Source organism: Microcystis sp. LE19-195.1E, assembly GCF_027532095.1.
Lineage (GTDB): Bacteria > Cyanobacteriota > Cyanobacteriia > Cyanobacteriales > Microcystaceae > Microcystis > Microcystis aeruginosa.
In genome coordinates, this window is record NZ_JAPZSZ010000249.1 from 1 (window position 1) to 11,134 (window position 11,134).

At 43.4% G+C, this 11,134-nt stretch carries 11 protein-coding genes, 1 other RNA gene and 1 pseudogene; 10 read left to right on the plus strand and 3 right to left on the minus strand.

Annotation, left to right across the window (positions count from 1 at the left end; genetic code table 11):
* Positions 1-261, minus strand: a 261-nt coding sequence (locus O9300_RS13790; RefSeq protein ID WP_287972220.1) for a helix-turn-helix domain-containing protein, incomplete at its 3' end; no start/stop codon positions are given.
* Between the two features lie 91 nt (positions 262-352).
* Between O9300_RS13790 and O9300_RS13795 the strand changes: the two genes are divergently transcribed.
* Together O9300_RS13795 and aroQ are read left to right on the plus strand one after the other, a co-directional pair.
* Complete coding sequence (locus O9300_RS13795) at positions 353-487, plus strand: hypothetical protein (protein ID WP_002762237.1); 135 nt, start codon at positions 353-355, stop codon at positions 485-487.
* 41 nt (positions 488-528) lie between these two features.
* The gene (aroQ, locus tag O9300_RS13800; RefSeq protein WP_002797921.1) at positions 529-984 is read left to right on the plus strand and encodes a type II 3-dehydroquinate dehydratase; all 456 of its coding nucleotides are present in this window, start codon (positions 529-531) and stop codon (positions 982-984) included.
* A gap of 221 nt (positions 985-1,205) precedes the next feature.
* Here the strand turns inward: aroQ and O9300_RS13805 are convergent, their stop codons facing one another.
* Positions 1,206-1,787, minus strand: coding sequence for an FHA domain-containing protein (locus O9300_RS13805; RefSeq protein ID WP_287972222.1), 582 nt, complete (start codon positions 1,785-1,787; stop codon positions 1,206-1,208).
* A 309-nt stretch (positions 1,788-2,096) separates the two neighbouring features.
* Between O9300_RS13805 and pyrH the strand changes: the two genes are divergently transcribed.
* From pyrH to O9300_RS13825, 4 genes and pseudogenes are all read left to right on the plus strand, one after another.
* Positions 2,097-2,819, plus strand: a complete 723-nt coding sequence (pyrH, locus tag O9300_RS13810; protein ID WP_287658056.1) for a UMP kinase — start codon at positions 2,097-2,099, stop codon at positions 2,817-2,819.
* 13 nt (positions 2,820-2,832) lie between these two features.
* Positions 2,833-3,354 carry a ribosome recycling factor gene (frr, locus tag O9300_RS13815; protein WP_228021067.1) on the plus strand — a complete coding sequence of 174 codons (522 nt, stop codon included), beginning with the start codon at positions 2,833-2,835 and terminating at the stop codon, positions 3,352-3,354.
* 468 nt (positions 3,355-3,822) lie between these two features.
* Positions 3,823-4,113 (plus strand): annotated as a pseudogene (locus O9300_RS13820) (IS1 family transposase); the annotation flags it as partial.
* A gap of 247 nt (positions 4,114-4,360) precedes the next feature.
* Positions 4,361-5,641: an HhoA/HhoB/HtrA family serine endopeptidase gene (locus O9300_RS13825; protein ID WP_287972224.1), complete on the plus strand. Its 1,281-nt coding sequence runs from the start codon at positions 4,361-4,363 to the stop codon at positions 5,639-5,641.
* 235 nt (positions 5,642-5,876) lie between these two features.
* Here O9300_RS13825 and O9300_RS13830 read toward each other — a convergent pair whose 3' ends face one another.
* The gene (locus O9300_RS13830) at positions 5,877-7,556 is read right to left on the minus strand and encodes a WD40 domain-containing protein (RefSeq protein WP_287972225.1); all 1,680 of its coding nucleotides are present in this window, start codon (positions 7,554-7,556) and stop codon (positions 5,877-5,879) included.
* 920 nt (positions 7,557-8,476) lie between these two features.
* Here O9300_RS13830 and O9300_RS13835 point away from each other — a divergent pair.
* The 4 genes from O9300_RS13835 (at position 8,477) to O9300_RS13850 (ending at position 10,923) form a co-directional block, all read left to right on the plus strand.
* On the plus strand, positions 8,477-8,734 hold the full coding sequence (locus O9300_RS13835; protein ID WP_052277805.1) for a type II toxin-antitoxin system Phd/YefM family antitoxin: 258 nt from the start codon (positions 8,477-8,479) through the stop codon (positions 8,732-8,734).
* The gene (locus O9300_RS13840) at positions 8,734-9,174 is read left to right on the plus strand and encodes a type II toxin-antitoxin system VapC family toxin (RefSeq protein WP_287972227.1); all 441 of its coding nucleotides are present in this window, start codon (positions 8,734-8,736) and stop codon (positions 9,172-9,174) included. Before O9300_RS13835 ends, O9300_RS13840 begins: the two co-directional genes overlap by 1 nt.
* A gap of 182 nt (positions 9,175-9,356) precedes the next feature.
* Positions 9,357-9,747: a transfer-messenger RNA gene (gene ssrA / locus O9300_RS13845) on the plus strand.
* A 9-nt stretch (positions 9,748-9,756) separates the two neighbouring features.
* Positions 9,757-10,923, plus strand: coding sequence for a pyridoxal phosphate-dependent aminotransferase (locus tag O9300_RS13850; protein WP_287731835.1), 1,167 nt, complete (start codon positions 9,757-9,759; stop codon positions 10,921-10,923).
* Positions 10,924-11,134: the final 211 nt, after the last annotated feature.

Consider the following 11,134-nt stretch of genomic DNA (forward strand, 5'->3'; position numbering starts at 1 on the left):
AGCTGTTTGTAGGTGTCTTAACCCTTGTTGTAAGGGTACACAGCTTACTTCATTGAGAAAGTCTAATTCTTCTTGCTTTTTCCAATCGGTCAACATTGAAGAAGTTTCAGTATATCCTACTCTTTCTTGTCTTTCGTACCATGCTTGTGTTCTGAGATGGAGAGCCTTATTGTAAACTAATCTTACACAGCCCAAAGTGCGCCGCAATAGCGACTCTTGTTCGGGTGTGGGGTAAAATCGGAACGAGTAGGCTTTTTCCATACCTCACGTTTTAGCATATATCGTGTAAATGCGCTAATATTTAACAGTAAAGCCGTCGTAGAACGACGGGGTTTCAGACCCAAAATTTCCGATGATTAAAGCTATTTCTGACCTCCAGGGATTCCGAGGTCTCATTCTGCCGATCATCGTCGGTGCGCTCAGTGCTACTATTGGTGCGGTGATTACCGTAGCGGCAAAAATGTTGTTGATCGGCAATAGTCCCTGATCGAGATAAGATTAATTCTCGTGGTCATAGGGAGGACATTTGTGAATAAACTAAGCATTCTGGTTCTGCACGGGCCGAATTTAAACCTATTGGGGAAAAGAGAGCCGAATCTCTACGGTAACGTCAATTTAGAGGCGATTAACCGGTTTTTAAACGAAGAAGCTACCCGTTTAGGGGTGAATTTAACCGCACACCAGTCCAATCAGGAAGGGCAATTAGTGGACTGGATTCAGCAAGCATGGGGTCAGCATGACGGTATTTTGATTAATGCGGGAGCTTATACTCACACCAGTATCGCCATCCGCGACGCACTATTAGGCACAAAAATGGCCTGTGTGGAAGTACACTTAAGCAATATTTACAAACGCGAGTCTTTTCGTCATCATTCCTACATTGCCGATATAGCCATCGGACAGATTAGCGGTTTTGGGGCCGAAAGTTATCGCCTAGGATTATGGGCATTAGTCGATTATTTGCAAAAGAATAGAGAAGGCTAATTAGGGCTTGCTGAATAAATCTAAAAACCTTGTTGGGTAAGACTTTTAGACTTTTTGGAAACCAAAAAGTACCGTATCCCGGAGTGATCGGGTGGAAAATTCCGGGACTTTTTCCCTGAAAATTAGGTAATTGACCCCCTCAAAATCTCTAAAACCCTACACCCTACACCCTACACCCTACACCCTGCCCCCACCGAAAAACTTTTTGCCGCAAACCCTAATTAGGCAAGGGATTCTCCCACTTCTAAGAGGGGACAAAAGGGAAAATAGGGGGAAACCGTCCAACGATAGAATTTTTTGCTGCTGGTGGACTGAAGATTAAAACGCAGGGAAACAAAGGGGAAAAAGGGAGATACGGAACAATTCCAACTGAAAGCCGGCTTAGAAGTGCTATTATCGCCCTGGAAAGACCAAGCAGGGTATTGAAAAACCTCCCGGACGAGGGATTTTCCTTCATCGCTAACTTGGGCGCAGCTGCGACTAATGCCCGAAACCAAACAGAGACTATTACTGACACAATTATCATTAGAAGCCACGATCAGGAGAGCTTCCCCGGTGGTGGTTAGTTCAAAAGCGATAAAATCTCCAGCTTGCCAACGACTAAGGACTTGTCCCTGGGCATTCTGGTAGATAGCGCTGCAGTTTTCGGGATCGAGAAGACGATTACTATCGGGATCTAAGTAACCGCAAACCCTTCCCATCAGACGAGTTCCATCCTGAAACCCATACACCCAATCAAAGGTATCGATGTTAGCGGCCCCTTGATTGCTTTTGTTGACCAATAGTAATCGATCGCTGACCACGGTTATTAATTCTCTATAAAACTAAGTAGTCGTGCAAAATTAATTTCTTGGTTAGGATAGGCAGTCATGCAAAAGGCAAAAGACAAGAGCTAGTGAGATATGTGTAATTAATTTTGCCTAGGGACTTAAGCTTCCCTTAATAACAAAGGTATCACTAAATACCAATTTCCCAACGAAAAGATTTATTAAGTTTAACTTCTCGTCCCTCTGGGAGAGTTAACTGGTCAGCTTAAATCAAGGCCAAAACCTGCTATCTTATGGGGAGACAAAAATTATCTAGATCTTGTTTTAGCGAGTGGTAGTAAGGGCATGGCGTACAAGCGGGTATTATTAAAACTGAGTGGGGAGGCCTTGATGGGCAATCTCGGCTATGGGATCGACCCGATGGTGGTTTCCGCTATCGCCCAGGAAATCTCCGAAGTGGTTGCTCAAGGCATCCAATTGGCGATCGTGGTCGGTGGGGGCAATATTTTTCGCGGGGTGAAAGCCGCCTCGGCCGGCATGGATCGGGCCACGGCCGATTATATTGGTATGATAGCAACAGTCATGAACGCTATGACCTTGCAGGATGCCCTAGAACGAGCGCAAGTACCGACTAGGGTATTAACGGCGATTGCCATGCAGGAATTAGCTGAACCCTACATCCGCCGGCGAGCAATCCGTCATCTGGAAAAAGGTCGGGTGGTGGTTTTCGGTGCGGGATCGGGTAATCCTTTCTTTACCACCGATACCACGGCGGCCCTGCGCGCTGCCGAAATCGACGCGGAAGTGGTGTTTAAAGCGACGAAAGTGGATGGAGTTTATGATTCCGATCCCTCCCATAACCCTAACGCGCGACGCTTTCAAAGTCTCACCTACGGTCATGTGCTGACTCATGATCTGCGGGTGATGGACGGAACTGCGATCGCTCTGTGCAAGGAAAATAATATCCCGATAGTCGTTTTCGATCTGTCGGTAGCAGGTAATATTGTTCGCGCTGTCAAAGGTGAACCCGTTGGAACATTGGTAGGAGGATTCTGTGAAGTTAGCTGAAGTTCAAGACCAGATGCAGAAAACCGTCGAATCAACCCAGAGAGCTTTTAATACGATTCGTACCGGCCGGGCAAATGCTTCTCTTTTAGATCGGATCGTGGTGGAGTATTATGGCATGGAAACTCCCCTCAAGTCCCTAGCGACCATTAGCACTCCCGACGCAACCACGATCGCGATTCAACCCTTCGATCGTACCAGTATGGGGGCGATCGAAAAGGCGATTTCTCTCTCGGACGTGGGTTTAACCCCCAGTAATGACGGTCAGACCATTCGTTTGAATATCCCTCCCCTCACTAGCGATCGCCGCAAGGAATTGGTCAAATTAGCGGCGAAATTGGCCGAAGAAGGAAAGGTGGCTATCCGCAATATTCGCCGGGATGCGATCGATGCTATCCGTAAACGGGAAAAAGGTCACGAAATTTCTGAGGATGAATCCAGGGATTTACAGGATCAAGTGCAGAAATCCACCGATAAATTTATCGCCAAAATCGAGGATTTATTAACGACAAAAGAAAAAGATATCATGACCGTTTAAGTTTTTTTCTCCTCATGGATAGAACAGGCTTTTTGTCTGTTCTATTTAGCTTTTTATCCCTATTTAAAAGGTATAGGGGAGTGAGAAGGTTTGGGGGTGAAGTCTTTCCGTATCGCGGCATCTCAGGTTCTACCATTTTCTTTATTCGTGGCAGGCATCCTACTCCCCCTCTCCCACCCCCGCCTTGGGGGCAAGGGTAATTAACCATCTCTGCCATTACTTGAGAAAATTTCTTCTTTCTGCTAGTTGATTGATCATAATAGCCGTACATTTTAGATCATGAGGAATCACTAAACAAGAATTTTTTTCTGGTAATAATTGTTAAAATTGAGGCAGTTTTAAAGCATCATTAGGACGGGTATTATACTAAATAGGGTTATTAAAAACTGATTATTTATCCCCCCCTTTTGCCTGTCCTTATAAGTAGCATTATGCTCAACGGATTTAGTATTATTGGTTGCTATGCGCGGAGATAGGAGTCGTCAATCAGCCAAAAAACTTTGGGGCCAGTTTACCCGGTGTTTACCGACAATGTGCTGTTACTTACACAGACTTTTGGGAGTCCTATAAGACAGTAATTCCCAGTAAACGTCATCGACCAGTCGGAAAAGAAACTGGTCAAACTAATCCTATTGAAAGATTAAATAATACCTTTCGACAAAGGATTTCTCGGCTGGTGAGAGAGAGTCTATCTTTCTCTAACAAAATGGAGAATCACGTTGGGGAGCCCTTTGGTATTTTATCCATGACTACAATGCACAGCAAAGCAAAGGATTAAGCCGCCATCACTACTACCGAATCACCACCCTCTATCTTTCTATCTGTCTATCCACTAGGATAATGACCTTGCAATCAAAACTTCATGTCTGCGTCACAGTAAGTTCATATCCCCCGCCTAAATTAGAGATAGTCAGTCCCAAGCCGTTTTCCGAAACACTCCTCTCACACCCACGATTATTAGGACTGACTTTTATTCCCTTCTCAGAATGGTTAAACAATAAAAACTATGACTCGCAATATTTTTAACGATAATATCTCCCCGATCAACGAAGGTACTCCCAAACGCTCCAAATCTTCTGCAATGAAAAAACTTTTTGCCTATTCCTCCTTACTGGTTTTGGGTGCCGGGTTAGGCATCGGGGCCACCTACGCCTACAGCCAAAATCCTCTAGAATTAGCCCAAAATATTGCCCCCGCTGCCAATAATCCTCGCCCCTCCACACCGGCTGCAGCCGCTCCCTCAACCCTAGTTATTCCTACCAATTTTGTCGCTTCTGTGGTGCAAGAAGTGGGGCCGGCGGTGGTAAGAATTAATGCTTCTAGGGAAGTCAATGGAGGCGGTGATTTTTCGGAATTTGCTAACGATCCTGTTTTCCGTCGCTTCTTTGGTTCTCAAATACCCGAGCGAGGAGAAAAACAAGTTCAAAGAGGTACAGGTTCGGGGTTTATTATCAGTAATGACGGTAAAATTATCACCAATGCTCACGTTGTCGAGGGAGCAGATAAGGTGACTGTTACCCTCAAAGATGGTCGCACTATCGATGGTAAAGTTTTAGGTAGTGATCCTTTAACTGATGTGGCAGTGGTACAGGTAGAAACGAGCAATTTACCCACGGTTAAATTAGGTAATTCTGATAGTTTACAGGTGGGAGAATGGGCGATCGCTATCGGTAATCCTTTGGGATTAGATAACACTGTCACCACGGGGATTATTAGTGCCAAGGAACGCAATGGCTCCCAAATTGGTGCTAGTGATAAACGGGTGGATTTCCTACAAACTGATGCGGCAATTAACCCCGGAAATTCCGGCGGACCTTTGTTAAATGCTCGGGGAGAAGTCATCGGAGTTAACACTGCTATCATTCAGAATGCCCAGGGTTTAGGTTTTGCTATTCCGATTAAGACTGCCCAAAGAATCGCCGAACAATTAATCGCTACGGGTAAGGTGGAACATCCCTATCTCGGTGTTCAAATGGTACAGTTAACCCCGGAGGTAAAAGAACAATTAGCCGATAGTCCCATGGCTGATAATTGGACTATCCCCGATGATTCTGGTGTCTTGTTAGTGCGGGTGATGAGAGATTCTCCTGCCGCAGCAGCGGGATTGCGATCGGGTGATGTGTTAAAGTCTGTAGGTGGTAAGAATGTCACCGATCCCGATGCGGTTCAGGAAATTGTTGATAACACTCAAATCGGCGATAATTTACCCGTAGAAATTAGCCGGGAAGGACAAAAAATTAATCTGAATATTCAAGTTGGTAGCTTGAATACTGCTAACAGATCCTAGTCTGGAAGATAAGTGGTAAAAGACCGCAACTTTATAGAGAGCTTGTTACTAAGCTCTCTATATTTCTGGTTTTACTTTTGGCTCTTAAATCGAATAATTATAGCAGTTATCTTAAGGGTGAGGTAAGTAGGTAGGCGTTAAAAATTATCAGACACCCCCCTTAATCCCCCCTTGATAAGGGGGGATTAAGGGAGAATCGAAAGATAGTTAAATACTTGACCCTACGCTGACACTTTTACTGTTGCGAGATGGAAAATAAAAACCGCTCGTAAGCTCGATTAATTTTTTGCATAATTTTAATCGCTATGGCAGAGGAATTGTGATCGGGGTGATACTGACGAGCAAGCTGATAATATCTTTGTTTAACCTCTGGAAAACTGGCATTCTTAGAAACTTCTAAAACTTCCCACCAATCCTCGGAATCTGGGGGTACTATTTCTAATTCTCCTAAGATTTCCGACCATATTTTTACCTTACCTCCATAACTACCTGTAATTAAAAATTGACCGTCAGGACTAAATTTTAAGGGAGCAGTTCCCCGTAAAACTTTAATTAATTCTCCTGTTTGTCCTTGCCAAATTTTAATTTCTGTTCGGGAAGCACTAGCAATTAGATGGCGATGAGGATTAATAGCAATACTGATAATTGCCTGCTCGTGTGCCTGCCAACTTTTAATAATTTCTCCTGTCTTTATATCCCAGATTTTAATCGTTTTATCACTACCACCACTAATTAGATATTGACCATCATTACTAAAAGCTAAACTGTTAACGGATGCCCTGTCACCGATAAAAGTTTGATAAGCATAACTATGATCAAATCGCCATAATTTAATAGTTTTATCATCACTACCACTAGCAATAATTTGGCTATCGGGACTAATAGCACAGGTATTAACTGCGTCCTCATGACCGATTAAAGTTCGCTTTAATTCTCCTGTATGATAACCCCAGATTCGCAGAGTTTTGTCATTACTAGCACTAACAATAAATCTTTCATTGGCAGCAAAAGCTAATTGTAAAATGACACCATCGTGACTATCGGGAGCATTTACACGAGCGAAAAAACTACTTTTATACTGCTTAGTGTCTAATTGCCACTGACTAATTCTGCCATCCAATCCACCAGCAATGATCGATTTACCGTTAGGACTTATCGCCAGAGTTTGGAGCGGTTCATTAACTCCCACAAAGGAATAAATTAATTTACCCGTTTCTCGCTGCCAAAGTTTTATCGTTTGATCTTCTCCCGCACTAGCGATAATTTTACCATCAGGACTAACATCGATCGCCCCAATATTTTCCTGATGACCTTTAAGAGTTTGGAAACACTGCCAAGATAAACGCTCTGGCATAGTAATTTCTGTAGAATCTAACTGTTGATTTTCCTGAACAGATACTTCTTCTAACAGTTGCTGTAATTCTGCCTCTAGATTTTTATATTTTCCCGTAACTTCTTGCCAAAATAAAGCTTCTTCGTACTCTCTAGTAATGCGATCAAAAAATTCTAGATTGCTATAAAAATTATTGTCGGAGTAGGTGGGAGATAACATTTTCATCAGTCCGTAGATTCCTAACCCGACTAGGCCGCCAGCGATTGCCATAGAACCGACACCAACACCGAAAGCTGTACCTTTAACCGCCACTCCCACACCCCCAAAGGTAGAGTAGATACCGATTCCGCCAAGGCTTCCTATTCCCAAAGCTAACCCGACATTGTGATCGTTTGTTTCTAGTCCTTGCAGACTGGCATAAATTGCCGAACTTGTCAGGAGGCCAATCCCCGTCATTCCCACTAAACCGACGCTTATACCGCCAAATCCGCCGACTAAGCCAATATTTCCCAGACAAGCAGATAAATTGGCTCCTGTGACTCCACCGACGGCGGGAATAACAAAATCGAGCTTTTTAGCCATATTTTTGCGAAATAATCAAGTTAGTCATCGGGTTTCTCCCATAGAGTTTAGCCTAGTTTGGTATCGACGACTGACTCCCCAAAGTGGTACTTTTCCCTCCTGCCCCCTGACCCCTGCCCCCTGCCGACCGCCTCTTTCAAGTCAGTCCCGATGAAAAAATTTTCACCCCGACAGATGAAAGAGGTTTCTTTCCCCACACCCCACACCCCACACCCCACACCCTCTTTCCAGTCAGAGGCAATCAGGGCAAAATGATAAGTATTTTATATATAAATACCCTTAATACTTAAAAATATTTAAATTTACAATCGGTAATATTTATTTTTACTTAAGAATTTATTGAGAATAATTTTTATTTATTTACGAGGTTACAATACTTCCAGCGATTCTGGTATAATTTTGCATTATGCTATGGTGGGCTTCATTGTAATTTTTAGGGTTTTAATGATCTGGGTTGTCTTAAAACCCTTGCTAAATCTAGACTTTTCCCTTGGGCAAAACCAAACAGTTCTGCCAATTCTCCCTTTTTTCCCGAACAACGTTGATCTAATTTTTGTGTAGTTTTGTTGCAAAGTCAAATTTTTTTTGACAAAATGGCTAAATTGTGGTATGGAGATAGATTGTTGATAGGTGGCCATTCAAACCGAGGCAATCAATAATTAGGACTTGCTGAATAAGTTTGTTGGTGGGGTTAGGAGTCGGTGGTCGGGAGGGCAAGTGAGAAGATCAGACAGAAATGAAGAATGAATGGCGACACAAGGAAAGCCCTGCTCTCAAAGCGTTTTCAATGCTGCTCCGATACGCGACCATCTTCAAACTTGACAACGCCGCCGATCGCGCATCAACCTTGAATCGACTCTGGTATGAGTGGAAATCGATATACTAGAATTATTATGGTCAAGATGTCCAACTTAAGATCAATGACAAAAATCCTCTCGACAGCCGAAGTGAAAGCGCGTCTTTCCGAATCGATCGATCTTGCTCTCCAAGAGGGCTACGTTGTCATCACCCGCTACGGCAAACCCGTGGCTGCCCTAGTGAGTTACGAAGATATCCGACAATTGCAACGACTGAGAAGCGCTCGTCAGAGGGGAGGGTTAGCGAATTTAAGCGAAAATTGGGAAGATTCCGAAGAATTAGCCGAAGAACTGCATAATATCTTGGACGAGAGAACCTGATGGCTTATCTCTTTGATACCGATGCTATTTCAGAGATGTTACGCAAGCACCCGCTACTGGACTATCTGCAATGGTTACGATCGCTAGATCGAGAAAATCAATATACTAGCAGTATCACGATCGCCGAACTATATAAAGGTGCGTTCCGTTCCCCCAAGCGCAATGATTTTCTGGAAAAAATCGAAACGAGAATTATCCCCGAATTGACGATCCTGCCATTCGATCGCTTGACAGCGAAAATTTACGCAGAAATTCAAGCGCAACTAGAACAACAGGGAAATATTCTCGCCCATGCCGATTTACAGATCGCATCCACGGCGATTCAATCTAATCTAGAACTGGTTACGGGTAATATTCAACATTTCGCCCGTGTAGAAGCTTTACGGATTAATTACACTCTCGTCCACGCCAGGGCATCTTCAGAAAATGTTCAGAGTTGAGGCAACTTCGGCATCAACTATGGCAGCTGGATCGCAAATATAGGATAACTTTCCCAAAAATCAACGATAAAAACCTTTTTTACCGATCTAGCCAGGCTCTAACGCCTGGGAAGGGAAAAATCCTCAATTGAGCCGAAATTAGCTTAATCAAAAAATATGCTATAATCAGAATGTAAGCACAAGGGGCCGTAACGGTTTCGACAGGTTAGCGAAAGCTCCCCCGTGATACAGGTCGAGAGTGAGTCTCCTCTCGTAAATCAAAGGCTCAAACAAAAAGTAAATGCGAACAACATCGTTCCTTTCGCTCGTAAAGCCGCTCCTGTAGCTGCCTAATAGTCTCTAATCGACTCGAGCATTCATAGTTTGACTCCGTTAAGGACTATGGATAAACCCCCAACGGATGCCACGTTTAACTTTCTCTAGTTAGTTAACCGTCTAAGCTTTAACTAGAGCATCCCACTGTCCGGGATAAGTGACAGTCCCCGTTTCGAGGGTAATCGAAACTAAACCTGTGAATGAACGGACAGTCAATACCTAATTTGGACAGCAGTTCGACTCTGCTCGGCTCCATTGATTACTTTAATGAAAGACCTTCTCTCCCGCATGGACGGGGTACAAACACCGATTATTCCCGTGGTCGGTCAATTAATTAAAGCGAACCCCGGCACTATTTCCCTAGGTCAAGGGGTTGTTTCCTATGAACCACCCCGGGAGGCGATCGAATCTCTATCTTTATTTTTAGCTAATCCCAAAAATCATCAATATCAATCTGTGGCGGGAATTCCCCCCTTATTAGCAGTAATTCGGCAAAAACTAGCCGAAGATAATCGGGTAAAAATCAGCGATAAACAGGCAATTTTTGTGACGGCGGGCAGTAATATGGCTTTTATGAATGCCATTTTAGCCATTACTTCCCCGGGAGATGAAATTATTCTCAACACTCCCTTTTATTTCAATCATGAAATGGCCATAAAAATGGCTAATTGTCAAGTTATTTTGGTCGCCACAGACAAAAATTATCAATTGCGTCCAGCCGCCATTGAAGAGGCAATCACGGAAAAAACTAAGGCAGTGGTGACGATTTCTCCTAATAATCCCACAGGAGTAGTTTATCCAGAAAATACCCTGAGAGAAGTCAATCGAATCTGTCAAAAAAAGGGCATCTATCACATTCACGATGAGGCTTATGAGTATTTTACCTATAACCATGCTCGCCACTTTTCTCCGGCGGCAATTGTTGGTAGTGAATCCTGGACTATTTCCTTATTTAGTCTCTCAAAAGCCTACGGTTTTGCCAGTTGGCGCATTGGTTATATGGTAGTACCAGAACATTTATCTGAGGCGATTAATAAGATTCAGGATACTATTTTAATCTGTCCGCCGGTGGTTTCGCAATACGCGGCCCTAGGGGCGTTGCAGGTGGGTAAAAGCTATCCTTTAGAACAGTTGAAAACTATCAGTCAAGTTAGAGAAATTTGCCTGAATGCTCTAGAATCGGTTAGGGATATTTGTGATGTTGCCACTGCGGAAGGGGCTTTTTATTTCTTCCTGAAAATTTCTACAGACAAGAATGATTTTCAGTTAGTTAAAACTTTAATTGAGCAGCAGCGGGTGGCGGTGTTACCCGGTTCAACTTTTGGTATAACAGAAGGCTGTTATTTGCGTCTTGCCTACGGTGCTTTATCTCCAGAAACAGCTTTAACGGCAGTAGAAAGATTGGTAAAGGGACTGCGTTATTTTAGTCAGTGATTTTCAAGAATAAATACCGGCTTTTTTTCTTGGTTTTTACTTTACCACAGCCTTTCTCATCAAGATAACGACGGGAGCATCTCACCTTTGCAATGAGCATAAATACTTAGTGGAAAAATAGGCTTTTCGAGGGTAATTCTTGTTTTAATTCTCCATGTACGCAGTCTTTAAAAGCCTCTATTTCGTTCCAAGACACGATTAAGAGTGGCTT

Coding starts and splice junctions, on each gene's coding strand:
- O9300_RS13795 (WP_002762237.1), top strand. CDS start 353: ATGATTAAAGCTATTTCTGACCTCCAGGGATTCCGAGGTCTCATTCTG.
- pyrH (WP_287658056.1), top strand. CDS start 2,097: ATGGCGTACAAGCGGGTATTATTAAAACTGAGTGGGGAGGCCTTGATG.
- frr (WP_228021067.1), top strand. CDS start 2,833: ATGCAGAAAACCGTCGAATCAACCCAGAGAGCTTTTAATACGATTCGT.
- O9300_RS13825 (WP_287972224.1), top strand. CDS start 4,361: ATGACTCGCAATATTTTTAACGATAATATCTCCCCGATCAACGAAGGT.
- O9300_RS13830 (WP_287972225.1), bottom strand. CDS start 7,556: ATGGCTAAAAAGCTCGATTTTGTTATTCCCGCCGTCGGTGGAGTCACA.
- O9300_RS13835 (WP_052277805.1), top strand. CDS start 8,477: ATGACAAAAATCCTCTCGACAGCCGAAGTGAAAGCGCGTCTTTCCGAA.
- O9300_RS13840 (WP_287972227.1), top strand. CDS start 8,734: ATGGCTTATCTCTTTGATACCGATGCTATTTCAGAGATGTTACGCAAG.
- O9300_RS13850 (WP_287731835.1), top strand. CDS start 9,757: ATGAAAGACCTTCTCTCCCGCATGGACGGGGTACAAACACCGATTATT.